Annotated in this window: 25 protein-coding genes; 5 read left to right on the top strand and 20 right to left on the bottom strand. The window is 62.5% G+C overall.

From position 1 onward, the window contains the following. Positions 1-11: 11 nt before the first annotated feature. The gene (locus AC2FNY_RS04390; RefSeq protein ID WP_496801743.1) at positions 12-203 is read right to left on the bottom strand and encodes a hypothetical protein; all 192 of its coding nucleotides are present in this window, start codon (positions 201-203) and stop codon (positions 12-14) included. After that, a complete protein-coding gene (gene hmgA / locus AC2FNY_RS04385) occupies positions 200-1,555 on the bottom strand; it encodes a homogentisate 1,2-dioxygenase (protein WP_496801742.1) in 1,356 nt (451 codons plus the stop codon). The genes AC2FNY_RS04390 and hmgA overlap by 4 nt, the downstream gene beginning before the upstream one ends. Before the next feature lie 58 nt (positions 1,556-1,613). Between hmgA and AC2FNY_RS04380 the strand changes: the two genes are divergently transcribed. Together AC2FNY_RS04380 and AC2FNY_RS04375 are read left to right on the top strand one after the other, a co-directional pair. Then, positions 1,614-2,066 (top strand): MarR family winged helix-turn-helix transcriptional regulator, encoded by a 453-nt coding sequence (locus AC2FNY_RS04380; RefSeq protein WP_234215986.1) that lies wholly within the window; start codon positions 1,614-1,616, stop codon positions 2,064-2,066. A 74-nt stretch (positions 2,067-2,140) separates the two neighbouring features. Continuing rightward, positions 2,141-3,388, top strand: a complete 1,248-nt coding sequence (locus AC2FNY_RS04375; protein WP_234167736.1) for an adenylate/guanylate cyclase domain-containing protein — start codon at positions 2,141-2,143, stop codon at positions 3,386-3,388. Here the strand turns inward: AC2FNY_RS04375 and AC2FNY_RS04370 are convergent, their stop codons facing one another. The 5 genes from AC2FNY_RS04370 to rplS all read right to left on the bottom strand — a co-directional run bounded on the left by AC2FNY_RS04370 (position 3,389) and on the right by rplS (position 11,270). Next, on the bottom strand, positions 3,389-4,198 hold the full coding sequence (locus tag AC2FNY_RS04370; RefSeq protein WP_234137538.1) for a division plane positioning ATPase MipZ: 810 nt from the start codon (positions 4,196-4,198) through the stop codon (positions 3,389-3,391). It abuts the gene before it with no gap. Positions 4,199-4,444: 246 nt separating this feature from the next. Further along, positions 4,445-6,895, bottom strand: coding sequence for a calcium-binding protein (locus tag AC2FNY_RS04365; RefSeq protein ID WP_496801741.1), 2,451 nt, complete (start codon positions 6,893-6,895; stop codon positions 4,445-4,447). 280 nt (positions 6,896-7,175) lie between these two features. After that, positions 7,176-10,391 (bottom strand): CARDB domain-containing protein, encoded by a 3,216-nt coding sequence (locus AC2FNY_RS04360; protein WP_496801740.1) that lies wholly within the window; start codon positions 10,389-10,391, stop codon positions 7,176-7,178. 262 nt (positions 10,392-10,653) lie between these two features. Next, positions 10,654-10,875 (bottom strand): 50S ribosomal protein L31, encoded by a 222-nt coding sequence (gene rpmE / locus AC2FNY_RS04355; protein ID WP_234139893.1) that lies wholly within the window; start codon positions 10,873-10,875, stop codon positions 10,654-10,656. Between the two features lie 11 nt (positions 10,876-10,886). Continuing rightward, positions 10,887-11,270, bottom strand: coding sequence for a 50S ribosomal protein L19 (rplS, locus tag AC2FNY_RS04350; protein WP_234139892.1), 384 nt, complete (start codon positions 11,268-11,270; stop codon positions 10,887-10,889). 401 nt (positions 11,271-11,671) lie between these two features. On the opposite strand from rplS, the gene AC2FNY_RS04345 reads away from it, so the two are divergent. Genes AC2FNY_RS04345 through AC2FNY_RS04335 form a run of 3 tightly spaced genes read left to right on the top strand, consistent with a single transcriptional unit; the run spans position 11,672 to position 14,145 of the window. Beyond that, positions 11,672-12,481: a glycoside hydrolase family 25 protein gene (locus AC2FNY_RS04345; protein ID WP_234139891.1), complete on the top strand. Its 810-nt coding sequence runs from the start codon at positions 11,672-11,674 to the stop codon at positions 12,479-12,481. 48 nt (positions 12,482-12,529) lie between these two features. After that, positions 12,530-13,330, top strand: a complete 801-nt coding sequence (gene trmD, locus AC2FNY_RS04340) for a tRNA (guanosine(37)-N1)-methyltransferase TrmD (RefSeq protein WP_234165801.1) — start codon at positions 12,530-12,532, stop codon at positions 13,328-13,330. Between the two features lie 59 nt (positions 13,331-13,389). Continuing rightward, complete coding sequence (locus AC2FNY_RS04335) at positions 13,390-14,145, top strand: TylF/MycF/NovP-related O-methyltransferase (RefSeq protein ID WP_234165802.1); 756 nt, start codon at positions 13,390-13,392, stop codon at positions 14,143-14,145. Between the two features lie 99 nt (positions 14,146-14,244). Here the strand turns inward: AC2FNY_RS04335 and AC2FNY_RS04330 are convergent, their stop codons facing one another. From AC2FNY_RS04330 to nadA, 13 genes are all read right to left on the bottom strand, one after another. After that, positions 14,245-16,473: an amidohydrolase gene (locus AC2FNY_RS04330; protein WP_496801739.1), complete on the bottom strand. Its 2,229-nt coding sequence runs from the start codon at positions 16,471-16,473 to the stop codon at positions 14,245-14,247. A 45-nt stretch (positions 16,474-16,518) separates the two neighbouring features. Next, entirely contained in the window at positions 16,519-17,022 is a 504-nt protein-coding gene (rimM, locus tag AC2FNY_RS04325) for a ribosome maturation factor RimM (protein ID WP_234139887.1), read from the bottom strand. Between the two features lie 144 nt (positions 17,023-17,166). Beyond that, positions 17,167-17,802, bottom strand: a complete 636-nt coding sequence (gene bluB / locus AC2FNY_RS04320) for a 5,6-dimethylbenzimidazole synthase (RefSeq protein WP_496801738.1) — start codon at positions 17,800-17,802, stop codon at positions 17,167-17,169. Between the two features lie 11 nt (positions 17,803-17,813). After that, positions 17,814-18,179, bottom strand: a complete 366-nt coding sequence (gene rpsP / locus AC2FNY_RS04315) for a 30S ribosomal protein S16 (RefSeq protein WP_234139885.1) — start codon at positions 18,177-18,179, stop codon at positions 17,814-17,816. A 64-nt stretch (positions 18,180-18,243) separates the two neighbouring features. After that, on the bottom strand, positions 18,244-18,540 hold the full coding sequence (locus AC2FNY_RS04310; RefSeq protein WP_011048942.1) for a chorismate mutase: 297 nt from the start codon (positions 18,538-18,540) through the stop codon (positions 18,244-18,246). A gap of 4 nt (positions 18,541-18,544) precedes the next feature. Beyond that, positions 18,545-19,147, bottom strand: a complete 603-nt coding sequence (locus tag AC2FNY_RS04305) for a GNAT family N-acetyltransferase (RefSeq protein WP_234220637.1) — start codon at positions 19,145-19,147, stop codon at positions 18,545-18,547. Beyond that, positions 19,144-19,653: a GNAT family N-acetyltransferase gene (locus AC2FNY_RS04300; RefSeq protein ID WP_496801737.1), complete on the bottom strand. Its 510-nt coding sequence runs from the start codon at positions 19,651-19,653 to the stop codon at positions 19,144-19,146. The genes AC2FNY_RS04305 and AC2FNY_RS04300 overlap by 4 nt, the downstream gene beginning before the upstream one ends. Further along, positions 19,650-20,186: a GNAT family N-acetyltransferase gene (locus AC2FNY_RS04295; protein WP_234165805.1), complete on the bottom strand. Its 537-nt coding sequence runs from the start codon at positions 20,184-20,186 to the stop codon at positions 19,650-19,652. Before AC2FNY_RS04295 ends, AC2FNY_RS04300 begins: the two co-directional genes overlap by 4 nt. After that, positions 20,183-20,725 carry a GNAT family N-acetyltransferase gene (locus AC2FNY_RS04290; protein ID WP_496801736.1) on the bottom strand — a complete coding sequence of 181 codons (543 nt, stop codon included), beginning with the start codon at positions 20,723-20,725 and terminating at the stop codon, positions 20,183-20,185. Before AC2FNY_RS04290 ends, AC2FNY_RS04295 begins: the two co-directional genes overlap by 4 nt. A 1-nt stretch (position 20,726) precedes the next feature. Beyond that, complete coding sequence (gene ffh / locus AC2FNY_RS04285; RefSeq protein ID WP_496801735.1) at positions 20,727-22,247, bottom strand: signal recognition particle protein; 1,521 nt, start codon at positions 22,245-22,247, stop codon at positions 20,727-20,729. A 327-nt stretch (positions 22,248-22,574) separates the two neighbouring features. Beyond that, the gene (gene nadC, locus AC2FNY_RS04280; protein ID WP_496801734.1) at positions 22,575-23,423 is read right to left on the bottom strand and encodes a carboxylating nicotinate-nucleotide diphosphorylase; all 849 of its coding nucleotides are present in this window, start codon (positions 23,421-23,423) and stop codon (positions 22,575-22,577) included. Positions 23,424-23,437: 14 nt separating this feature from the next. Further along, positions 23,438-24,988 carry an L-aspartate oxidase gene (locus AC2FNY_RS04275; protein WP_496801733.1) on the bottom strand — a complete coding sequence of 517 codons (1,551 nt, stop codon included), beginning with the start codon at positions 24,986-24,988 and terminating at the stop codon, positions 23,438-23,440. 7 nt (positions 24,989-24,995) lie between these two features. Continuing rightward, positions 24,996-26,048, bottom strand: coding sequence for a quinolinate synthase NadA (nadA, locus tag AC2FNY_RS04270; RefSeq protein WP_496801732.1), 1,053 nt, complete (start codon positions 26,046-26,048; stop codon positions 24,996-24,998). Positions 26,049-26,182 lie beyond the last annotated feature (134 nt).

Below are 26,182 nucleotides of genomic sequence, written 5' to 3'. Positions count from 1 at the left end.
CTTCACCCACCTTACTTGCGTCTGTGGGACGGTGTCTCGCGGACAAATCCGGTTTGACCACGTTCCATCCCGCGAAGATCGTGACCCGGGCCTTTGCCATAGCGGTCGGGCCGGTTGTTCACGAACTTCTGCCACCAGGCGTAGAGAACCGCTCCGAGAGCCAGGGCGATAAGCGCGGCAGCAAGAAAACCCAGATACTTCATTTCTTACCTGCTGTTCCGTCGAACTTCTTCTCCAGCGAGGTCCAGCAGTCGATGTAATCGTCCTGCAACGGCGCCTCCTTGGCGGCGAATTCGGTCAGGTGTTGCGGGAAACGGGTTTCGAACATGAAGGACATGGTATGGTCCAGCTTGTCGGGGCCGAGATTGGCGTTCGACGCCTTCTCGAACGCTTCCTTGTCCGGCCCATGCGGCAGCATCATGTTGTGCAGGCTCATCCCGCCGGGGACAAAACCCTGCGGCTTGGCGTCATACTGACCATAGATGTTGCCCATCAGCTCGGACATGATGTTCTTGTGATACCACGGGGGGCGGAAGGTATCTTCCATCACCATCCAGCGCTCGCGGAACAGGACAAAGTCGATATTGGCGGTGCCCGGCACGCCCGACGGCGCGGTCAGCACGGTGAAGATCGACGGATCGGGATGGTCGAACAGGATCGCGCCCACCGGGCAATAATTGCGTAGGTCGTATTTGACCGGGGCGTAATTGCCGTGCCAGGCCACAACGTCCAGCGGGCTGTGACCGATCCGGGTGGTGTGGAACTGGCCGCACCATTTCACGGTCACGGTCGAGGGCGCCTCGCGATCTTCGAACGCGGCCACCGGCGATTTGAAATCGCGCGGATTGGCCATGCAGTTGGCGCCGATCGGGCCACGGCCCGGAAGCTCGAACTTCTGGCCGTAATTCTCGCAGACAAAGCCACGGCAGGGGCCTTCCAACACCTCGACCCGGTAGACCAGGCCGCGCGGCAGGATGACGATTTCCTTGGGTTCGACGTCGATGATGCCCAGCTCGGTGGCAAAGCGCAGCCGGCCCTCTTGCGGCACCACCAGCAATTCGCTGTCGGCGGAGAAGAAGTAGTCGTCCACCATCGACTCGGTGACCAGATAGATATGGCTGGCCATTCCGACCTGGGTATTCACGTCCCCGGCGGTGGTCATGGTGCGCATGCCGGTGAGCCAGGTCAGCCCCGCGCCCGAATGTGCCACCGGGTCCCAACGGTACTGGCCCAGGCTGATCACATCGGGGTCGATACAGGGGGCCGATTTCCAATAGGGCAGGTCGATCTTTTCGTAGCGGTGCGAATGCTTGACCGAAGGCCGGATGCGATAGCACCATGTGCGCTCGGGGCGGGTCGCGGTAAAGGCGGTGCCACTCAGCTGTTCGCCATAAAGGCCATAGTTACATTTCTGCGGGCTGTTCATGCCCTGGGGCAGGGCGCCGGGCAGCGCCTCGGTCTCGAAATCGTTGCCCCAGCCCGGCATGTAACCTTCGGTCGTGCCGGCGGGCGTCGCGGCCTGCGTCAGCAGATGGGGGTCTGTCGGTCGGTTCATGTCGCGTGTCTCCGGTAATCTGCTTGCGGATTAATAGTTGATTTTGTAACTAACAAGCATGACAGAGACCAAATTACCCGAAAATGATGACTTTGAGTTGCGAAGTTTCCTGCCATTCCTGCTGAATCAGGCGGCCGAGCAGAGTTCTTTGGAGTTTCAGCAGGTCTACAAGAATCGCTATGGCATGCTGCGGACAGAGTGGCGGGTGCTGTTTCACCTGGGAAATTCCGGCGAGATGACGGCCAAGCAGATTGGCGATCTGGCGCTGATCCACAAGACCAAGGTCAGCCGCGCGGTCGCCAAGCTGGGGCAACGGCGTTATCTTACACGCACTCGTGATGAGCGCGACCGCCGGTCCGAGCGTTTGGCATTGACCCCGACGGGAGAGGCGGTCTACCGCGAGTTGCGCGGCATTGCCGAGCAGTATGACGCACGGATGGCGGCCAAGTTCACCAAGGGCGAGGTGGCACTGTTGCGGGTCATGCTGCGGCGTTTGGCAGCGATGGAGTGACCCTCGAAACCGGGGGTGTGACCGCATAGATAGATCCCGTGACAGGCGCAGGTGCCACGAGGCTGGAGAGACATATGGATGCGGCAGGGCAATTTCACGCAGAGGCGGATGCCTCTTCGGTACAGCTGATCTCGTGGCTGCTGCAACGCGGTCTCGAAGGCGCGCGGCAGGACGAATTGCTGCATGGCTATTGCGAGCGGCTGGTGGAACTTGGCGTGCCGCTCTATCGCCTGCATGTGGCGCAGAGCGCGTTTCATCCGAAATATGGCGGGCTCGGATTCAACTGGTTCCGTGAACAGGGGGTATCCAGCGAGGAATACGGCTATACCGAGACCCCGAACGCGGCCTGGATACGCAGTCCGCTCTATCACCTGCTCGACAGCGGCGAGCAGGAGTATCGGGAACGTCTGCTGGACAGCAATGTCGACAGCCGCTTTCCGCTGCTCAACGAGCTGCGCGAGCGTGGGGCGACCGATTATTTCGCCGCCGGCGTGATCCTGGAAAAACGCGCGCATTTCGAGCGTATCGACCCGGCGAACACGCCCGAAGGGGTGCTGATCTCGTGGACGAGCAACGGGCCGGACGGGTTCTCGGACACCGATCTGCGGCTGGTGCGCGAGTCGCTGCCGCAGCTGGCGCTGGCGCTGAAATCGGCGGCCAACCGGCAGATGGCTGGCGACCTTCTTCAGGTCTATCTGGGGCGCGACGCGGGGCGGCGGGTGTTGTCAGGAGAGATCCAGCGCGGATCGCTCCAGCAGATCGACGCGGTGCTGTGTTACTTTGACCTCAAGGACTTCACCGCACTGACCGAACGCACACCGGGCCCCGAGCTGATCGCGATGCTGAACGACTATTTCGGCATGGCGGTGGCGATCATCCAGGAGCATGGTGGCAATATCCTGAAATTCCTGGGCGATGGGATCCTTGCCATGTTCAACCTTGAGACGCCCGAACAGTCGGCGGCGGCAGGGCTGGACGCAGTGGTGCAGATGCGCCGTTGCATGGAGCAGAAGAACGCCGAGCGTCAGGCCCAGGGAGAGACCACGACCGGCGTCACGCTGGCGCTGCATGCGGGCGAGATCCTCTATGGCAATATCGGCGCCGAGAACCGGCTGGATTTCACCGTGATCGGTCCGGCGGTCAACCTGACGGTGCGCCTGTCCGGCCTGCACCGGTCGGTCGGGCGCAACATCATCCTGTCCGAACCGGTGGCCGAGATCGCGGGCCATACGGCGCATGATCTGGTCAGCCTGGGCAGGTACATGCTGCGTGGCGTGTCCGAACCGCAGGAACTCTATACCATCTACGAAGCGCCCGCCTGATCAGAAATCGATCTCGACGCCGGGCAGTTGCAGCGCTTTCATCATGTCGCGCAGCTCTTGCCGGGCGGCGATGTTCGAGATGTTGAGCTGCTTGACCCCAACGTCCTTGAGGTCAAGGAGCGTCAGCCCGCGCGGAAACAGTTCACGAAAGATCACGCGCTCCGAGAAACCGGGTGCGATACGGAACCCGATGCGGCTGGCCAGCATCTCGATGGCGCGTTCCATCTTTTCCTTGTTGACCATGCGCTGGGTGCCGACGCGGTTGCGCACCACGACCCAGTCGATCGGTTTCAGCCCGGCCTGCGCCCGCAATTGGCGCGCGTTCCAGACCATTTCGGAATAGACCGAGGGGCCAAGGATCTTTTCGCCGCTGGAATCGATCCGCGCCAGCAGGTCGAAATCGACGAAACTGTCGTTCAGCGGGGTGACCAGCGTGTCGGCCAGCGAATGCGCCACCTGGCTCAGCCTTGTATGTGAGCCGGGGCAGTCGATCAGGATGAAATCGCTGTCTGCCTCGAGCCGTGCCACCGCAGCGGACAGGCGATGGTCGAACACGTTCTCGCCCGGCTTCAGCGAGGCCGGGTCGATCTCGGGCAGGTCGTGGTTGCGGGGCGAGGGCAGGTCCAGCCCTGATGCCTTGTTAAAGGCCGCGCGGTTTTCGAAATAGCGGCCCAGGCTGCGCTGGCGCAGATCCAGGTCCAGCGTGTTGACCTTGTAGCCCAGCCGCGCCAGCGCGCTGGCCACATGCATGGATACGGTGGATTTGCCCGCGCCGCCCTTTTCGTTGCCGACGACGATGATATGCGCCATTGCCTGCGTCCCCTGATCTCCGAACCTTTGTCGGCACGGTATTGGGGCATACTATATGTTGTGTCTGGGATGAAGGGAAGCGCAGACAAACGCAACGGTCAGATATTAGTAATGTCTTCTTGCAGACACGCTGCAAAACGCTGTGCAGAACTGGGGGGGCGCGCGACGGGGCGCTTCTGACCGGTGAAGTTCCATTGGTCAGAGGATTGACGCGCGCCCACCCTGTCTGTGATGACCCAAGCCTCCTTAGGCCAGCAGGTCGAACACCTCCTTGCCGATCTGGAGGTTGATCTCGCTCTGCCCCTCACCGTCCACAAGCGCCCAGATGATCTGACCGGTGGGCTTGTAGATCACGAACGCCTCCTGCACGTCGTCATCGCCCGAGCGTTCGCCCTCGGCATTGGCGGTATGGGCCAGGTTGATCTGGAACTGGTCGGCAGTGGCGCCGGCCTGGCCAAAGACCAGCACGTCGCCCTCGGCGGCGTTGTAGTCCTGCACCCAGTCCGAGCCGTGATCGAAGACGCCCAGATGATAGAACTTATCTGCTCCGGTGCCGCCGTTGATCCGATCATAGCCGAAGCCACCATTGACGAAATCGTTGCCGTCGCCGCCGAACACCAGGTCGGAATAGGCCGAGCCGGTGATCACGTCGTCGCCTTCCTGACCCTGCAGCTCGTCCACGCCGAAACCGCCCGCGATGGTGTCGTTGCCGGCCATGCCGTAGATCAGATCGTTGCCATAGCCACCGTCCAGACGGTCATTGCCGTTGCCCCCGTAGATCACGTCGCGCAGATCCTCGGTGGACCCGCCACCGAGAATGATGTCGTCGCCATCACCACCATTGATCGTGTCCGCACCGTCGCCGCCATCAAGGGAGTCGTTACCGTCATCGCCGCGCAGGGTGTCATTGCCAGAACCGCCATCAATGGTGTCATCGCCACCGCCGCCGCTGATCTTGTCGTCGCCGCCGCCAGCGATCACTTCTTCGCTGTCATCGCCTCCGGTCAGGGTTTCAGACGTTCCGCCGCCAACAATTGTTCCCGGGGTGGGGAAGAGGTCGGCGATCTTGACCGACGCATCGTTGAAACCCAGTTCCTCGACATTGACCAGGGTGTCGGTGCCAAGGGAAGAAACAACCTGGATCGACCCGTCGCCGTTCTGGGTAATGGTTGCGTCGGCCTCGTTGACGCCCCAGAACTCGGCCCTGTCGAATCCGCTGCCGCCGTCGATCCGGTCATCGCCTGCTTCACCCACCAGGGTATCGTCGCCTCCGCGGCCATTGATCGTGTCGTTGCCGCCTCTGCCGTTGATCTGATTGTTGTTGCCATTGCCCTGCAACAGGTCGGCGTCATTGCGAGAGCCGTTGATATTCTCGATGCCGGTAATCGAATGAGTGAAGCTGGTGCCGCGCCACGTTCCGGTCGCAGTGCCTGCGGCCAGATCGACCTCAACGGCGTCCACCCTGTTCCTGTCATAGCGCACCCAATCATTGCCTGCGCCGCCGTCCAGCGTATCGTTCCCTGCCATCAGGATGAAGCGTTCGTCGGCCGACGAGCCGATGATCCGGTCCGCCTGCATCGAGCCACGCAGCTCGGTAGCGGTGCCGGTTACCGTGTCGGTGCCGCCGTGGCCGTCCTGAATGATTCCGGTCGCCAGATTAGCCACGATCCCGGCGGGCGAGTCGCGATAGTCGAGCCGCGTGACACCGTCGCTGGCCCCGATATTGATCTGGTCGTTGCCACCCAATCCGCGCACCTGAGCGAAGCCATCCATTACGCTGGTGATGTTGAGCGTGTCGGCGAAGTTGGTACCCCAAATCGCCAACCCATCGGCCAGCATCGCCGAGGCTGGGTTCAGCAGAATGGTCGAACCGCCAGCCCCCTTGTCGATACGTCCGACATTGGTGGTGCCGTTGACATTTGCAGTGATGCCGGCGGTCAGCCCGTCATTGTGAGCGATCTCGGCATACGAGTCAGTAATATCGGAGAGATCCACCACGTCCCGTCCGGTGCCGGTGTCGATGTTGACCTCGACAAAACCGCTTTCCCCGTCGACCAGAACCAGATCGTCGCCGGCCAGCGTACGTATCTCATCATAGCCGCCACCGCCGACGGTTACATAATCGTTGCCGTTACCTGTAGTGATCGTGTTGTCATTAGTATCGAAGCTGTCGATGATCTGCCCAGTATGAGCGATCCCTCTCGTGAGAGAAGAGAGCGGGATCGATGCGCCCGGGCCGAATGGACCGCTGGTAACCGGGCCGACACCTGTGATTTGCCCATCGAGCGCTTTCCAGCCGGCGACCGGATCCGCTAGGGCAGGGACATCGGGGATGCTCGCCCCACCCAGGCTGAAATACCAGTCGGTTGCGGGTTGTCCAGCTGGTGCTTCGGTAAAGGCAAGAACATACGATGTTGCGCCAGAAAACTGGACGAAGCCGAAGTAGCTATCGGTTGTATCCAAGTCACCGCCCAGAAGGTCGATGCTTGTGGCTCCTGGAACGTTGCCAATGATCAGTGGCAGGGGCTCGTCATCGGGATTGGGCACAGGATTGGCCGGGGTCTCGAACTGATAAGTCAAGTTCGGTGAGACTCCGTCCGGCATGGTCAGTGTGATAGACGTGTCGGTTACACTGGCCACATTGTCGTCAGCGTCGAACTGAACCTGGTAGCCAAGTAAAGTATAAGGTGTGGGCATATCCGTCCTCTCAGATGCGTTTGATCGCGTTTCGGACCGGTAGGGGCCAGAGCTCGGCACCGCGCAAAGCGGTGCCCACTGTGTTGTTAGAGCGTATTGGAGAAGCTTTTATTGGTTATGGTGACTGATTGGTTTCAGCCTTCCTGCTCTGTTTACCCCTCAGGTCTTCTTTTGAGATCACACTATCCCGAGAAGCACCTCGGTCAAGCGTATCGGTTGGAAAAATGCCGAATTTTTCGGGATAATGTCATCCTTGCCAATACAGCCGCCCGCGCCCCGGTCAGGCCAGCAGGTCGAACACCTCCTTGCCGATCTGGAGGTTGATCTCGCTCTGTCCCTCGCCATCGACCAGCGCCCAGATGATCTGGCCGGTGGGCTTGTAGATCACGAACGCCTCCTGCACGTCGTCATCGCCCGAGCGTTCGCCCTCGGCATTGGCGGTATGGGCCAGGTTGATCTGGAACTGGTCGGCAGTGGCGCCGGCCTGGCCAAAGACCAGCACGTCGCCCTCGGCGGCGTTGTAGTCCTGCACCCAGTCCGAGCCGTGATCGAAGATGCCGAGGTGATAGAACTTGTCGGCGCCCGCACCGCCGTTGATCCGGTCATGGCCAAAGCCGCCATTGACGAAATCGTTGCCGTCGCCGCCGAACACCAGGTCGGAATAGGCCGAGCCGGTGATCACGTCGTCGCCTTCCTGACCCTGCAACTCGTCCACGCCGAAACCGCCGGCGATGGTGTCGTTGCCGGCCTGGCCATAGACCAGGTCGTTGCCGGCGCCGGCGTCGATATTGTCATGCCCCGCACCCGCATAGATGATGTCGCGCAGGTCGTCGTCGGATGTCCCGCCAAGGATGCTGTCGTCGCCATCGCCGCCATTGAGCGTATCCGACCCGTCGCCACCATCCAGCGTGTCGTTGCCCTCGTAGCCCAGCAGGCGGTCGTTGGATGCCAACCCCGAGACACTGTCATTCAATTCGGTCCCTTTGAGGTCGTCTGCTTCGGGCGTGCCGGTCAGCGTCCGGCCGATCCCGTCACGCTCATTCAGGTCGGCCTCGTCCAAGGCGATATCGTTGAACCGGAACCGCTCTACTCCGGTTACCGTGTCTCGCCCTTCGGAGGTGAACAGGACAAAGGCTTCGTCTTCGCGATAGACGAGCAAATCGGAGCTGGAGGAGTCAAAAACGGCCTCGTCTTCGCCCAACCCACCATCGAGACGGTCATTGCCGGTGCCGCCGTTCAGGGTGTCGTTGCCAATGCCACCCGATAGCAGATCGTTGCCGCCAAGACCCACCAGTTCGTCCCGGCCCGCCAGCCCCATAATGAAATCGCGATTGCCATTGCCGGTCAGCGCCTTGCTTAGCCTGTCGTCGATTGCAGTGTTCGCCGATTTCTCGAACAAAGAGATCGTTTCTTTCTCGTACTCGGGCAAACTGTCATAATCGGTGCGACCGATCTGAATGCGATGGGTGCCGCGGAATTCAGAGAGCGGATCGTTGGCCAAAGCCCAGATGCTGGCCCAATAGAGCCCCGGATCATGCTCGGCGCCGAAACCCGTGGAAAATTCAGTGTTCTCGACATTGGGGAGGTCGATCTGGGTCAGCCCATCCTCGAAGTTCACGTTGGTCAGCAGCGTCAGAACTGTGGTGAGCGAAGGTTCAGGCGAGACCCAGCTTTCGCCGGCAAAGGTGACCCGGTCTTCACGATGTGAAAGCCCGATATAATAGCCGGGCGCATTTAGCTGCATAGGCGCCAGAGGATTGCCGGTGAGTTCAGGAATGGCCGGATCGTATTGCAGATCGAACCCTTTGAAGGGAAGCGAGTCGGTATAGACATCCGGGTCGATCCCGGCCGAGGCCAGGGAGATTACCGCCAGATCTACATCGGCCGACACACGGTGGGCATCGACCGTGGCAAAGATATCGGCCATCGACCCGCCCAGAGAGTGGCCGGACACGACCAGACGATCAATTCCGTTGCCGGGGTCGTTCACATAGGCCAGTGCTGCCTCTATCAGCGCGTCGTGTGCCACATACTGATCAAACAGCCCGTTGCCGCCCCAAGCCTGTCCGCTCAGCGCCAGTGGCCAATCTGAATCATCGGTGCCGCGAAAGGTGAGCGCAACCGTGCGGCTGCCATCGGCCATCGTGCCTTCGGCAAGCAGCCCTTGCGCCGCCCACAAGAGACTATTGCGGCCCTCGAACAACCCGCCGCTTTGGAACCGGGCGTCGTTGTCAGAGACATAGTTCTGCCCCAAGTTTCCTTCGGTCAGAACGGTCCAGCCGCGCTGTGACAGGTAGCCCCTGTAGTTGTCGTCCCGCCCGTTGTCGCTGTTGTCGCCGTTGTAAACATCGGGCAGCAAGTCATCGCCGTAGACGACGCGTGCCATGAAGGCGCCCAGTTCGATTTCCGCTAGGGAAGTGGTGACCGTTCGCGCGGGTTCGTCCGCGCGCGAGACGCCAAAGAGTTCGGTACGGCCCAGGCTATCGCCGCGGTTGATGCGAACCTCGATTTCCTGTTGGCCGGTTGTCGACACAGTGTAGGAGATGGTTTCAGGGTCTGTTTGCCCTGGCAACAGGCCGCCCGAATAGGTGTCTTCTCCGATTTTGCTGCCATTGACATAGTAGCTGATCGAGAAGGGCGCCTGATAGCTGTCGCTCTGATTGGTTACCTCGGTCTCGATCACGACACTCTGACCGGCGATCGCATAGCCAAAGGCGGAAATATCGCTGACAAACAAATCGGGAAGGTCGGGGCCGACGCGATATGACTCGGTTCGTGAGTTGTTGCTGGTTCGACTGTCACCGTCGACGTCGACGATCCGCACTTCTATGGAATTCGCGCCTTCTTCGGTCAGCGTGTATTTGATGGTCTCGGTATCGGTCCACCCGCCCGGCAGGCCCAGAGACAGTGTGTCGCCGCCAATGAGCGATCCGTTCACGTAATATTCGATGCCGAAGGAGCCTATGCCCTTATTGCCGATGTTGGCCAGCTCCGCCTCGATCTCGATTTCCTCGCCGACGTTCAGATCGCCGATGACGCGGATATCTCGGACCGTCGGATCGGCAAAGTTGTAGTCGATGTCGACGTTGAGATACTTCATCTGTAGCGTTACGCCGGTGTTGTTGCGCACCTGTAACTGCCAGTTTCCCTGCACCTGCTGCCCGTCCATGAAAACGGAGATGTTGGAGACGGAATCGGTTCCCCAGAAAGAGATATCGTAGTCGTCGGATCGGTCGCTGTCGTTCCCGTCATCGGTGTCCTTACCGATACCATCGAAATTGTCGTAGACGCGGACGCGTCGCCCTTCGGGTGAGATCAGCCAGATATCGACATCCCCGAGGTCGACAGCAGCGCCGTTGTTGTAGTTGATGAAGAAGTTCAGCGAAACGTTCTCGACCTCGGAATAGGGCAAGTCACCAAGGACGTTAAAAGAGAAATAGCGGTCTCCACTACCGATGTTGCGTGTAAAGGAGCTGTCATATGTGGCGGTCGGCATAATTCGGTACTCTCAACAATGACCGCGTTCCGGGCACAATTCAAAAAGTAGCAACCCAGAAGACGGCAGAAAAATTTCTATGCCGACAAACTAAGGCCAAACTGGAAAAGCGGCTCAATGGCAAAGAATATTATGAATAGTGCGTGCATGTTTTGGCCCGTGTCAACAAATACTGGCGTTTGCAAAGGATTGCGCTTCGCTCAGGATCAAAGAAAAACGCCGCCCCGAGGGGCGGCGTTTGCGGTTCGATCGCTGGCAGGGACTAGAAGCCCAAGCCTTCGTATTTCTTCTTGAACTTCGACACGCGACCGCCGGTGTCCATCAGGCGGGACGAGCCACCGGTCCAGGCCGGGTGCGACGAGGGGTCGATTTCCAGCGACAGGGTGTCGCCTTCCTTGCCCCAGGTGGATTTCATCTGAATGACGGTGCCATCGGTCAGCTTGACGTCGATCAGGTGGTAATCGGGATGGATGTCGTTTTTCATCTTTCCGCTCCTTACGCTTCGGCGTCAGCCTTGGGTTTGTAGTTGGTGACTTCGGCGATACGGGCCGATTTGCCACGACGCGAACGCAGATAGTAGAGTTTCGCACGACGCACACGGCCACGGCGGACAACGGTGATGCTGTCGATGTTGGTCGAATAGAGCGGGAACACACGTTCCACGCCTTCGCCGAACGAAATCTTGCGAACGGTGAACGAACCGGCGATGCCGCTGCCGTTCTTGCGGCTGATGCAGACGCCTTCATAGTTCTGCACGCGCGAACGGGTGCCTTCGGTCACCTTGTACCCGACGCGAATGGTGTCGCCGGGTTTGAAATCGGGGATATCTTTCCCCAGGGCGGCAATCTGTTCCGCCTCGAGCTGTGCGATAAGATCCATCGCTTTTCTCCTGGTTTGCCCGTGGTTCTACCCACGAAGATATGTGCGTCCCGAGAGCTCGTGGCCTTCGATCGGGTCCGCCGCAGCGCCCGCCCGAGATCGGATCGTCCGTTTCTTTTGTTCGGTCTGCCGCCTCGGTGGCCCGGTCGAAGAAACCGGATGGGGCGCGGAAACAGGCCAAACGCCCGGAGCCGCCAGAGGCGATTCCAGACCGGCCTCGTTTAGGCAAAACCAGCGCGGGGATCAAGAGTGTTGCGGGTCCTGGAGCGACTTTTTAAGGCAGGTCGGCAAAGGTCCCGCCGATTTTCGCTTATCCCCGGGCGGGTGGTTGCTTTTGGCCGGCGCCGCGCCAATCTCTGAGGCAGTACCGATTTCAAATCACGGTTTCACAGCGAGTCATTATGCGATCCCTGCTCCTTCTCTCCGTCTTTCTTACCCTGATGGCCGCTTGTGGCCGCCGCGCGCCCGAGCCCGAGCCGGTCGCAGCTCCCGACCCGATGCGCGCTGAACTGGCGCAACTGGTCACATATCCGAAATTCGGTGATGCCGATCCGCATCCCTGGGACGGGCGCGCGCCGCACAGCTATCCGATCCACGGGATCGACGTATCGCGTTGGCAGGGCAATATCGACTGGCCGACCGCCCGCGCGGCAGGTGTGAACTTTGCCTATATTAAGGCGACCGAGGGCGGCGATGTCGCCGATCCCAAGTTCGCCGAACACCGTCGCGGCGCGCAGGCGGCGGGCGTGCCCTGGGGCGCCTATCACTATTACTATTTCTGCCGCCCGGCTGCGGAACAGGCGCGCTGGTTCATCCGGCATGTTCCGCGTGGCGCCGATCTGCCGCATGTTCTGGACATGGAGTGGACCCACCGCTCGCGCACCTGCCCGCTGCGTCCCGAAGGCGCCAAGGTGCGGGCCGAGGCACGCAAGTTCCTCGACATTCTGGAGGCGCATTACGGGCGCCGTCCCATCATCTATACGACGGTCGACTTCTATCGCGACACCGGCATCGGACAGTTGCGCGATGCCGAGTTCTGGCTGCGCTCGGTCGCGGGCCATCCGCGTCAGGTCTATCCCGGCGCCTACTGGACCTTCTGGCAGTATACCGGCACCGGGCTGATACCGGGGATCGAGGGCAAGGTGGATATCAACGTGTTCCGCAGCGCCCCTGATATCTGGCTGCGCTGGAAGGCCGGGTTGATCGGCTAGGTGCGCCACTGCTTCCCTCGGCCCGCGCCTTGCCCTATGACAGCGGCCATGAGCACACCACCCGCCCGATCCCATGGCCGCAAGGCCATCCGCCCGACGCTGCAACCCCGCGAGCTGATCACCGACACGCCCGATCTGCATGGCGTGTGGAAGGCACGGGTGATCACCCTGTTCCCGCAGGCCTTTCCCGGTGTTCTGGGCGAAAGCCTGACGGGCCGCGCCCTGCAAGAGGGGCTTTGGCAACTGGAGACCATCGAACTGCGCCAGTTCGGCATCGGCAAGCATCGCAATGTCGATGACACCCCGGCCGGCGGCGGCGCCGGCATGGTGTTGCGCGCCGATGTGCTGGCCCCAGCGATCGAACGCGCGATGCAAGGCGCCAGCGGCAACTGGCCGCTGATCTACTTGTCGCCGCGCGGCCGCCCGATGGATCAGTCGCTTATGCAGTCGCTGGCGCGCTGTGACGGGGTCACGCTGATCTGTGGCCGCTTCGAGGGCGTCGACGAGCGGGTGCTGGAGCATTACGGCATTCAGGAGGTTTCGCTGGGAGATTTCGTGATGACCGGTGGCGAGATTGCGGCGCAAGCCCTGATCGACGCCACCGTGCGGTTGCTGCCCGGCGTGCTGGGCAACCAGGCCTCGACCGAGGAGGAGAGTTTTTCCTCGGGGCTTCTGGAACATCCGCAATACACCCGCCCCGCCGAATGGATGGGCCGCCCCATCCCCGAGGTGCTGATGTCCGGCCATCACGGCAAGGTAGCCGAGTGGCGCCGCGCCCAGAGCGAAAAGATCACGCAGAGCCGCCGACCCGACTTGTGGCGACGCTATCAAACGCCGAAGGAAGATTGACAGCTCCTGTGCCGTGATGCGCAGATAGGGGTGAGTATTTGCAATAAGAGGGGAAAAAGTTGTTTTATGGAAAGCTTGACGGTGAAAATGCTGACCGCTTTCGCATCGCGCTAGAGACGCTGCAAGAATTGTTTGGCTCGGTCTACGCCTCAGACAATCTGATCGGGTTGCAACGGGCAGGCGGGTTTCGCGAGGACAGGAAATTCGTTGAAACGCTGCGCCGAAACGCCCAGACAAAACAGGAGATATCGATTGCCTGGCGGCTGCATACGCTGCTCTGGGCCGCCCAGAACGTGATGCAACTGCCCGGCGATTTCGTGGAATGCGGAGTGTGGAAGGGGTTTTGTTTCGCGTTCCTGACCGACTATCTGGACTTCGCCAAGTCTGACAAGACGCTCTATCTCTATGACACCTATCAGGGCATACCAGAGGCGATGAATTCCGAGAAACGTTCAAATCAGGCCTATGAACAGGACATCGCCGATGATCCGGATGCGATCCTGAAGGTGGTGCAGCAGCGCTTTGCCAAGGTCCCGAATACGCGGATCGTGCAGGGCATGGTGCCAGACAGTTTCGCCCAGGCCTGCCCCGAGCAGATCGCGCTCTTGCATATCGACATGAATTCGGCGGCCTCGGAAATTGCTGCGCTGGAGGCGCTGTTCGACAAGGTGGTGCCGGGCGGGATGATCGTGTTCGACGATTACGGCTGGACCGGCTACGCCGCGCAACGCCACGCCGAAAACGCCTTCATGGCCGCGCGCGGGCACACGGTGCTGGAGATCCCCACCGGGCAGGGGTTGGTGATCAAGCACTGAGGGCGCGTGCCGGGCTCGGCTGGTTGCGCCTCGGGACTTGGGCGGCTGCTTTGCATGTCAACGCGGACGTCCGAAACCTGTAGTCAGATTGGCTCCGGTCTATGCTTGAGACGCCCATTCAGACACGACGGCCCACCCCAATGCGTTGGTCCCGCAACAGCTAACTGCCGAGACTTGTCCCGCCGCCGATGCGGTGCACGACTGAGACACCGGCGAAGCGCAACACGAGCATCCGGCAAGCATGCCCTTCTGTGCGATGCCCGATACGTCAGCAAGCGCATACAACGGCTTTGTTGGCGATTTTACTGTATCGCGGGGTGGCGACAATGACGCGCGGTCGAGATCGAAGTCGTCCGATACAGGGAAGATGTCTCCTTCAAGTACGGTTCCCCAGATGCCGATGTCTTTGATTTTGTCGGGCTCCACCTCGAATGGGTCTTCTTCAAGGATGGTGAAATTCGCCAACTTGCCGGGAGCGAGCGAGCCAATCTCGCCCTCTAACCGAAGGGATTGGGCAGCATCAATGGTCACAGCCCGCAGCGCGTCTTCGACAGATAAGCGGTGTTCGGGGCCGGCCACGCGGCCAGATACGGTCGTCCGGTTCACACCAGCCCATACCAGGAACAACGGTTCACCGGGCGCCATCGGAACGTCTGAGTGGAAAGAGATCGGGATACCGTTGGCCTTGATCGGGCCAAGGGGCACAATGTCGTCTGCACGCTCTGGACCGAGTCCAAGCTCGCTATATCGATCTGACAAGGCGGTTACGTAGTAAGGATTGCCGCTGACGATGCAGCCCAGATCGGCGATCCTGTCTGCTTGGCCTTCTCGCGCATAACCGAAGTGGACCAATGTCGTGCGGTGATCTGCCCGCGGGTTCCGGCGCATGTTTCGCTCTACAGCGTCCAGAATCAAATCAACAGCTAGGTCACCAGTCTGGTGGATATGTATTTGGTAGCCTGCATCCCAATAGGCATCAAACACGGGGTCGAATTCGTCCGGTTGCATGATCCACTCGCCGTGGAAATCGCCGCCCACATAAGGCTCCGAGACCTGCATGGCCAAACTGTAAATAGCGCCATCGGCAAAGAGTTTCACCTGCTTCGGCATGAAAGCCGTCTTGCCTTCACCCCAATCGAGCAGCTTTTCGGTTTCCTCGATCATGGAGCCTTTCCGGAAATGCAAGGCTGCCAGAGATTTGCCATCGGCGATGAAATACATCCGGAGCGGTGCGTCAGACCCCGAGAAGACGGCGTTGGTTGCCTCTTGAAGAGGTCGAGACAGCACGCCTCCCGGTTCCGCTGCAACCGTGACGCCTGCGCGGTGCATATACTCGCGCGCCAGCCTCAGGCCGGCGCCCAGGCGCTCTGGTGTGGCAAGCACTGGAGCGACGGCGGGAAGGACGGCGAACATTCCTGCTTCGAAGAAATACCCATCTTCAAAGCTCGATTGCTCAAGCGCGAGCCCCGCAAAGCCATTCACGAAGTCTTGGTTGATGCCCAGCCGCTCCAGAGCGGGGGTGTTAAGGATCAACTCGTGCGCAGATCGATGGACTATGATGATCGGGCGCGTGCTGCTGATCTCGTCGAGTTGTGCACGCCTGATCTCGCCATGAAAGAAGTGGTGATACCCCCACGTCAGCAACAAGGCGTCAGGATCATCCAATGCCGCTTCAGCGGCTTGCAAACGAGACTTGTATTCCGCCTCATCCTTGGCGGCCTTCGAAAAGCCAGTCGGAAGGTTCCAATCCTCGATCGATATGATCTCGGAGGTCAGGGTCAATCCAGCGAGGAAAGGATGCACGTGCTGGTCGATCAAGCCAGAAATTATGACTTTGTCGGAGAATCTGTCGTCCAGCCGAAAGGGCTGCGAGCCGATCCTATTGACGATTTCGTCGCGTGAACCAGCGGCCAGAACACGGTCTCCGACCACGGCAACCGCGTTTATAGCTGGGTCGTTGTCCTCCATCGTGATGACGCGCTGCGCTATGTAAACGGTGATCTCGGGCAGTGCGTTGAGCTGGCTGCCAAAATCCTGCAATGACGAGGCGGCGTGAGCAGGCGTGGCATTGGCAATCGCGATCATCGACGCGCTGCAAAGAATGGTTATTGCTGTACGACGGGTGAAATCTGTTTTGGTCATTTTGTCGAACGCTGATCGAGGTAGAAATATTTCTGAGCCTAACACCAACATTTTCTGAACAAGAAACGAAAAAAACAACCGAGCTTGGATTGCGCGCCAAGTCTCCAAATCAAAAAGAAATTCGGATTCGACGACTGCCCCGACCGCTTTGGGCTTGAAGCCGCCGTCATTCGCTGCTGCGCTCAAAGGCCCTGCGTAGACAACGCGAACCAGGGGCCGCTGCAGGCGCGGTCAGAACAGTCCTTCGGGCGGGTCGGCGACGATGCGGCGTTGATCAAGGTCCACGGTGGGGACTGCAGCTTGAGTAAAGGGCAACAGGACCGGCGATTTCAATCCACCTCCGCCGATCTCCAGCAGGTCCGAGGCGCCGTGGTTCTGGACCGAGATCACCTTGCCCAGAAGCGTGCCGCCGGTGTCGAACACCTCCAGCCCGATCAGGTCGGTGTGATAGAACTCGTCATCGGGCAGCGAAGGCAGCCGGTCGCGTTGGGTATAAAGGCGCAGACCCTTGAGCGCGTCTGCCGCTTCCTTGGTCTCGACGCCACCCAGATGCGCGGCAAAGCCGTTCTTGATCGCACGGGTCAGCACGATGGGAAAGCGCCGGGTGCCGGTCTCGTCGGTCAGCGGCGAATAAAGCTCGATATCCTCGGGCACCGCGCAGAAGCTTTTCAACCTTACCTCGCCGCGCACCCCGAAAGAGCCCGCCACCGAACCCACGCAAATCAGATCGCTCATTTTTGCCATCCCTCGCATAAATCCGCCTCGACCCGCCCGCCGGCATCCAAGCAGCGGTCCCGGTGGGCATTGCGTTCGTATACCACTCCGACGACAAAGGCGACCGTGACAAAGAAAAACAGCCGGACGGGGCGGAGCATGGAGCTATCGTGTCTCGACCGTCAGGTGGCGGTCGCGCGCTTCCCAGCCTGCGGTTTCCAATTCGGGAATGTCAGAGACCTCTTGCGGCCAACCGATGCAGAAATAGCCGATCAGCCGCCAGTCCTCGGGCGTGCGCAGATCGCGGCAAAGGCGGTCGGGGTCAAGGATCGACACCCAGCCCAGCCCCAGCCCCTCGGCCCTGAGCGCCAGCCAGAACAGGGTCACCGCAGAGACCACTGAGTAACGCCGCATTTCCGGCATCGTGCCGGCCCCCAGACCGTGCCCCTTGACCGTGGCGTCATCGCAGAACACCGCCAGTTGCACCGGCGCCTCCTGCATGCCCGACAATTTGAGCTGGCTGTATTGCCGCGCCCGGTCGCCGGAATAGCCTGTCAGCGCTTCGGCGTTCGCGGTCTGGTAATTCTCTAGCGCCGCCGCGCGGGCGGCCTTGCTTTCGACGCGGATCACGCGCCAGGGTTCGCTCAGGCCAACTGAGGGCGCCAGGCGAAAGGTGTCGAGGCAGCGTGTCAGCACTGCCTCGTCCACCGGATCGGTGCGGAACCGGCGTACATCGCGCCGGAGCCGCATCAGCAGGTCGAACTGCGTGCGGAAATCGTCGGAAAAGCTCTGATCCCGCACGCGCGACCCGCTTATTCTTCGGCTGCCGCTTCGGCTGCTGCAGCGGCCTTCGCGGCCTTCTCCTCGGCGCGTTCCTTGGCTTTCTTGCCCGGCACGGCCTTGTTGGGGTTCGAGCGCTCGGTCTTGCCGACGACACCGGCGGCTTCAAGCATGCGCGCGACGCGGTCGGTGGTCTGGGCGCCCTGGCTCAGCCAGTACTGCACGCGCTCGACATCCATTTTCACGCGCTCTTCGCTGTCTTTCGGCAGCAGCGGATTATAGGTGCCCAGCTTCTCGATGAAGCGGCCGTCGCGCGGCATGCGGCTGTCTGCGGCCACGATGCGGTAGAAGGGACGCTTTTTCGAGCCGCCACGGGCCAGACGGATTTTCATTGCCATTGTGTTTCTCCTTTGATGGCGTCACGCCGGGGGGCGTGTTTCGTGTTGACCGGGTATTGCCCGGTTATTCCTGGTGTTTCCTGTGGTGTCGGATGACTTCCTGAATGATGAAATTCAGGAAAGCCTTGGCGAAATCAGGGTCCAGATCGGCCTCTTTCGCCAGGTCTTCGAGCCGCTCGATCTGTTGTGCCTCGCGCACCGGATCGGACGGGGGAAGGTCGTGCTCGGCCTTGAGCTTGCCCACGGCCTGGGTGTGTTTGAACCGCTCGCCGAGCGTGTAGACAAGGATCGCGTCCAGCCGGTCGATGCTGGCGCGGTGGCCTTTCAGCAGTTCGGCGGCGCGCGCCACGGGATCAGGCATGGTGTCAGTCAATGGCCCATCCTTTCGGTTTGAACAGCGGGTCGGCGTAATGGGCGATTTCCATGTCGATCCCATGTGCCAGCTGGGTGCCCTCCAGCTTGGCGGGCGAGGGGTGGCGATAGACCGCGTCGTTGCCGTCGATGGTCGGTGCCTCGGGGTCCTTCTTGGCTCCCAGCCGCTCGGCCAGGCGGATCGAGTCGAGGTTCTTGGGGTCGATATAGCTGACGGCGGTTTCCCAGCCGAGATGGCGATAGAAGTGTTTGCGCGCCGCGTGGGTGGCCTCCAGCGCATAGCCCTTGCCGGCGGCATCGGGCCAGATCACCCAGGCGATCTCGGCCTCGGGCCATTGCGCCGGTTTCCAGCCGCCCGCCATGCCATAGGTCTCGTCCGTCACCTTGTCGTGGATCATCCACATGCCATAGCCGCGGATCTGCCAATGGCCGATCTCGGCGGCATAGAGCATCCATGCCTCATAAGGGTTCAGCGGCCCGCCCATGAACCGGGCGCGATAGCTGGTGAACGTCGATTTGAAATCCGGGTAATCCTCGGGCTCGGGGCCGCGCAGGATCAGACGCCGGGTTTCGATGACGGGGATGGTATGGGTCATGCCAACCCCCGCAGGTCGTGCGCGATCACCACATCGCCCGGGTCTTCGCCGATGCCGTCGGGGTCGATCACCCCGCCCAGCCGCAGGCCCAGCGCGATGGAGCGCGCATTGTCCGGGTCGATGATATTGGTCAGGTGGTCCCAGCCGAAATTGCGCCGCGCCCAGATCATCACCGCACGTGCCGCCTCGGCGGCGTATCCCTTGCCCTCGGCCTCGGGGATCACGAACCAACCGAGTTCCGGGCCGGGATAGCCATCGGCTTCGTAGATGCCGACCTCGCCCACATAAGCGCCGCTGTCGCGCAGTTCGACGCCAAAGGGGCCATAGCCGCGCAGGGTCCAGATGCCGACATCCGAGGCCCAGACGCGCCAGGCGGCGGCGCGCTCCATCATGCCGCGTTCATGCACCGACCGCTCAGAGGCAAAGAAGGCGGCCCAATGCTCGAAATCCGCGAGTTGCGGGGCGCGCAGGGTCAGACGGTCGGTGTGCAGGGTGGGGATGCTCATACCGCCCCCTCTGCCAGATCGTCGGGGCCGGGGTGGCGATAGACATGTTCGGTGCCATGAGTGACGTTGTCATAGCTGCGCTCGAAACGCGCGCCCATGCGCTCAGCCAGCGCGACCGAGCGGGCATTGCCCGGAAAGATGTTCGAGCTGAGTGTTTCAAAGCCCAGCACCGCATAGGCGTAACGGCGGATTTCCTCGGCGGCCTCGCGGGCATATCCCTTGCCCTCGGCGCCTTGGTAGACGACCCAGCCCAGCTCCGGTTCCGGCCAGCCCTCGGGCGACCAGATGCCGACAAAGCCGACCGGCTCTCCCTCGCGGGTATCGGCCATCCAGAAACCATAGCCATGCAGCACCCAATGGCCGATCATCGAGGCGAACCAGCGCCAGGCCTCGTTGCGGCTGAGCGGGCCGCCAAAGCCCCAGCTGCGATCACCATCGGCAAAGAAGGTGGCCACGCCGTCGAAATCGCGGGCCTCGGGCGCGCGCAGGATCAGGCGCTGGGTGGTCAGGGTCGGGATTTGCAGATCGATCATGTATAGGCCTCCATGCCGCCATCCGACAGTTCGGACGGGGCCGGGTGGCGCCAGATCTCCAGCTTGCCGAACCGCTCATGGGTGAACAATCCGTCCTGTGCCGCGCCCAGACGCTGGGCGACGCGGCGCGAGCCGTCATTGCCGGGCGCGACCAGGCTGATCGCGGTCTGCCAACCCAGCACATCATAAGCATAGTCGCGGGCGGCGCGGGCGGCTTCGGTCGCGTATCCCTTGCCCTCGAACCCGTCCATCAGGTCCCAGCCGATTTCCGGTTCGGGCCAGCCTTCGGGGCACCACAACCCGATGATGCCGGCAAAGCGGCCGGTTGCCGTCTCTTCGACCGCCCAGCGTCCATAGCCGCGCAGCTGCCAATGACCCAGCTCGACCGCCAGCATGCGCCAGCTTTGTTCCGCCGGGACCGGCCCGCCCACGAATTTCGACCGGTCCGACGCAAAGAAGGCCGCAAAGCCCGGGAAGTCCCGTTGCTCCGGCGCGCGCAGCGTCAGCCGTTCGGTCGATATGGTGGGGATCGGAGTCATGTTACTTCTTCTTTCCCAGTCCGCTCAGACCCGGCGGCAGGCCCATGCCGCCACCCAGACCGGGCAGACCGCCGCCAAGACCCTTGCCGCCGCCCATCGCCTTGGCCGCTGCCTCCAGCGCCTTGGGGTCCATGCCCTTGGCCATCTCGGCCATGTCAGCGGGTGTTCCACCCTTGCCGAACATGCCCTTCATGGCCTGTTTCAGCATGCCGCCCTTACCCATCTTGCCCATCTTCTTCATCATGTCCGCCATCTGGCGGTGCATCTTCAGAAGCTTGTTGAGGTCGCTGACCTCCATCCCGGCACCGGCGGCGATCCGCTTCTTGCGGCTGGCCTGGAGCAGGGCGGGATTGGCGCGCTCGCGCTTCGTCATCGACTGGATCAGCGCGATCTGCTGTTTCAGGACACGGTCGTCCAGACCGGCGGCATCCATCTGCTTGGCCATCTTGCCCATGCCCGGCAGCATGCCCATCATGCCCTGCATGCCGCCCATCTGGATCATCTGTTCCAGCTGCATCTTGAGGTCGTTCATGTTGAACTGACCCTTGGCCATGCGCTTCATCATGCGCTCGGCCTGTTCCATCTCGATGGTGTCCTGGGCCTTTTCGACCAGGGCGACGATATCGCCCATGCCCAGGATGCGGCCGGCGATACGCTCGGGCTCGAAGGTTTCGAGCGCGTCCATCTTCTCGCCCAGACCGACGAAGCGGATCGGCTTGCCGGTCACCGCGCGCATGGACAGAGCGGCACCGCCGCGCCCGTCGCCGTCCATCCGGGTCAGCACCACGCCCGAGATGCCGATCTTGGCGTCGAATTCCTCGGCCACCTCGACGGCGACCTGGCCGGTCAGGCCATCGACCACCAGCAGGGTTTCGCGCGGGGTGACGACGTTGCGGACATCCTCGACCTCCTGCATCAGCACCTGGTCGATATGCAGGCGACCGGCGGTGTCGAGCATATAGACGTCATAGCCGCCCATCATCGCCTGCTGCTTGGCGCGCTTGGCGATATCCACGGGCTTCTGGCCCGGCACGATCGGCAGGGTATCGACCCCGATCTGCGCGCCCAGCACCGCCAGCTGATCCATCGCCGCCGGGCGATAGACGTCGAGCGAGGCCATCAGCACCTTCTTGCCCTCGCGCTCTTTAAGGCGCTTGGCCAGCTTGGCCGTGGTGGTGGTCTTGCCGCCGCCCTGAAGGCCGACCATCAGGATCGGCGCGGGCGGATTGTCGATCTTCAGCTTGCCCGGGTCTTCTTCGCCGCGCAGCACGTCGACCAGCGCGTCATGCACAATCTTGACCACCTGCTGGCCCGGCGTGACCGACTTGGTCACCGCCTGACCGGTCGCCTTGTCCTGCACCGCCTTGACGAAGTCACGTGCCACCGGCAGCGAGACGTCGGCCTCGAGCAGTGCGACGCGCACCTCGCGCAGGGCGGTCTTGACGTCTTCCTCGCTCAGCGCGCCCTGCTTGGTCAGGCGGTCGAAGACGCCAGAGAGGCGTTCGGACAGATTTTCAAACATGGCTCTCCGGCTCCTTTTGCCTGTTGCGGTCGCGCCCCCAAGGTAGGAAGCGGTGTATCAATACACAATCGCCTCCACGGGCGTAACACGCTGGTGGAGGGCGATCCCCGGACAAGACCGGGGACCGGAAGGTTTGACGCTTCCGGACAGTTGCGGCGGGATTACGCGGATCGGGCCGGGGAGTCAAGCCGCGCGGGCGAAAGGGGGCTCTGCCCCCGGCACCTGCGGTGCCTCCCCCGGGATATTTTCAGCAAGAGGAAAGAGACGGGCCTGTCTCTTCATTTCGCCGCAAATACTCCGGAGCGCGAGGCAGCGCCTCGCAAAGGATCAGAAATCAAGCCCTAGATCGACGGTGCGATAGGAATGGGTCAGTGCGCCTGACGAGATGTAATCCACCCCGGTGGCCGCGATGGCGGCGACCGTGTCGAGGGTGACATTGCCGCTCGCCTCGGTGATCAGGCGACCACGTGCCATGTGGACCGCGCGGGTCAGCGTTTCCGTGTCCATGTTGTCGAGCAGCACCGCATCCGCGCCACCCACTGTCAGCACCTCTTCCAGCTGGTCGAGGCGGTCGACCTCGATCTCGACCTTGACCATATGCGAGGCGCGGGCGCGGGTCGCCTCAAGTACGGGGCGGATACCGCCGGCGGCGGCGATATGGTTGTCCTTGATCAGGATCGCGTCGGACAGCGAATAGCGGTGGTTGAAGCCGCCCCCATGCAGCACCGCCTGTTTCTCGACCAGCCTGAGACCCGGCGTGGTCTTGCGGGTGCAGGTGATGCGCGCGCTGTTGCCGCGCGTCTCGGCCACCAGCGCGGCGGTCAGGGTGGCGACGCCGCAGAGCCGCCCGGCAAAGTTCAGCGCCACCCGCTCGGCCGACAGGATGGCAGCGGCCTCGCCCTCGATCACCATCAGCGTGTCACCGGTGGCGCAGGTCTGGCCATCGGCAACAAGCGTCTCGACCCGCAGTGCCGGGTCGACCAGCCGAAAGGCCAGAGCGGCGACCTGCATGCCCGAGACGGTGGCGGCGGCGCGGGCGTTCAGCCGGGCGCAATAGCGGGTGCCCGGCGCGATCACGGTGCGGGTGGTGATGTCGCCATAGGCGCCCAGATCCTCCATCAGAGCGGCGCGCACCAGCGGTTCCAGGATCAGGTCGGGCAGGGGGGCATGGGTCATGGCGGGTCCTTGGGTCAAAGCGTGTTGCGCAGCGCCAGCGCCTGCTCCAGTGTCAGGTCCGAGCGTTTACCGGGGCCGGGCGCGGCCTGCGGGAAATCGGTGCGATAGTGCGCGCCGCGGCTCTCCTGCCGCAACAGCGCGGCGGCGGCAATCATCGTGGCGGTGGCGGTCATGTTGGCAAAGGCGTCGCAGGGGGGATGCGCGGCCTCGATCTGCGCGATGGCGCGCAGGGCGCGGCGCAACCCGTCACCATCACGCACCACGCCCACATGATCGGTCATGATCCGGCGCAGTTCGGCAACCGCCCGCGCATCGGGCGCATCGCCGCCGGGGACAAAGGGAATGTCCACCCGCGCCGCCACCGTCTGGCGCACCTGCCGGGCGATGTCGCGGGCGCAGGCGCGGGCAAAAACCAGCGCCTCCAGAAGCCCGTTCGAGGCCAGCCGGTTGGCGCCGTGCAACCCGGTCGAGGCCGCCTCGCCACAGACCCAGAGGCCCGGCAGGCTGCTTTTTCCATCCAGATCGGCGGCCACGCCGCCCATATGGTAATGCGCCGCCGCCGCTACCGGGATCGGGGTAGAAAGCGGGTCGATCCCCGCCTCGGCGCAGGCACGGGCGACGGCGGGGAAGAGGGTGGGCAGATGCGCGCCGATGGCCGCGCGGGTATCCAGCGCGGGGGCATTGCCCGCCTGTGTTTGCAGATAGACGGCGCGGGCCACCACGTCGCGCGGCGCCAGTTCAGCGTCGGGATGCAGCGCGGGCATGAAGCGCTGGCCGTGCCGGTCGATCAGCGTCGCGCCCTCGCCGCGCAGCGCCTCGGTCGCCAAGGGGGCGGGATCGGCACCGGTGGCAATGGCGGTGGGGTGGAACTGCACAAATTCGGCATCGGCGATGCGCGCGCCCGCGCGGGCGGCCATGCCCAGCGCCTGTCCCCGGATGCGGGCGGGATTGGTGGTCTGGGCATACAGCCCCGCCGCCCCGCCCGCCGCCAGCAGCACGGCGGGCGCGCGCAGGGTGACGGGGGCGGAGCCTTCGGGCGCGGCCGATGTGAGGCAGGCGCCGGTGACCCGCCCGGCCTCGACCAGCAGACGCGCGACCTGCACGCCTTCGAGCACCTGAACCGACCGGGTTTGCCGCAAGGCCGCGATCAGGGCGCGCATGATCTCGGCCCCGGCCTGATCGCCCTTGACCCGCACCACGCGGGCCGCTGAATGCGCCGCCTCGCGCGACATCACATAGCCGCCGTCGCGGGTGCGGTCGAAAGCGGTACCCAGATCGGTGAGGTCGAGGATATGCGCGCGCGCCGCCCGGGTGACGTAATCGGCCACCTCTTGCAGCACCGTTCCCGCGCCCGCGCGCAGGGTGTCGCGGGCATGCGCCTCGGGCGTGTCGGCGGGGTCCATCGCGGCGGCCACGCCACCCTGCGCCCAGGCCGAGCTGGCGCCATGGCCCAGCGGGTCGGGCGAGATCATCAGCACCGGGTGGGGCGCCAGCTTTAGCGCCGCATAGATCGCAGCCAGCCCGGCGCCGATGATGACCACGCGGTCGGTGCGCAGGTCCTGCATCGGGGCCTCAGACCCCCAGTTGCCGGCTGAGGTCGATCATCCGCTGCACCGCCAGCCGCGCCCGCTGGGCGACGGTTGGGTCGACCTCGACCTGACCGGTCATGGTGTCAAGCGCATAAAGCACCTTTTCCAGCGTGATCTTCTTCATATAGGGGCACAAATTGCAGGGACCGACGAAGTCGACCTCGGGCAGGGCATCGGCGATGTTCGAGGCCATCGAGCATTCGGTGATCAGCAGCGCCTTTTCCGGCTTCTCCCGCGTGACATAGTCGATGATGCCGCTGGTCGAGCCCGAGAAATCGGCCTCGGCCACCACATCGGGGGGGCATTCGGGATGGGCGATCAGCCGGGTGCCCGGGTTCCATTCGCGGAAGTCGCGCAGGTCGCGGGCACTGTACTGCTCGTGCACGATGCAGGACCCCTCCCACCAGACCACGTTCTTTTGCGGTACCTGGGCGGCCACGTTCTGGGCCAGATACTGGTCGGGGGTCATGATGATCGTGTGCTCGGGCATGGCGGCCACGATCTGGGCGGCGTTGGAGGAGGTGCAGCAGATGTCCGAGGCGGCCTTTACCTCGGCGGTGGTGTTCACATAGGACACAACCGGCGCGCCGGGATATTTCGCCCGCATCTGGGCGATGCCCTCGGCGGTGATGCTTTCGGCCAGCGAACAGCCCGCCCCCATATCGGGCATCAGCACGGTCTTGTCGGGGCTGAGGATCTTCGACGTCTCGGCCATGAAATGCACGCCGCATTGCACGATCACATCGGCATCGGTGCGGGTGGCCTCGATTGCCAGTTGCAGGCTGTCGCCGACGAAATCGGAAATGCCGTGATAAATCTCGGGCGTCATGTAGTTGTGGCCCAGGATCACGGCGCCGCGTTCGGCCTTGAGCTGGTTGATGGCGCGGACATAGGGCGCGTGGATGGCCCAGTCGGCGGGGGTGACCACCCGCGCCATTCGGGCGTATTCCGCGCTCATCTCGGCGGCAAGTGTGGGCGAAGGAGCAAGGTCATACTTGTCGGCGAGGCCGGCACGCATTGCGGGAAGGTCGAACACGGGGCGATAGGTCCTGCCAGTTGCGAGGGGGTGGCGTTGAAATAGGGGTATTTGACGCCGCTGGCCATAGGGGGTGATGGGATAATTTCCCGAAAGTGGGCCTTGTTCCGGAACTTTGTGACTTTATCTTCAGG

Source organism: Ruegeria sp. BHSC223 (assembly GCF_059613025.1).
This window is presented reverse-complemented; position numbering and strand designations above follow the sequence as displayed.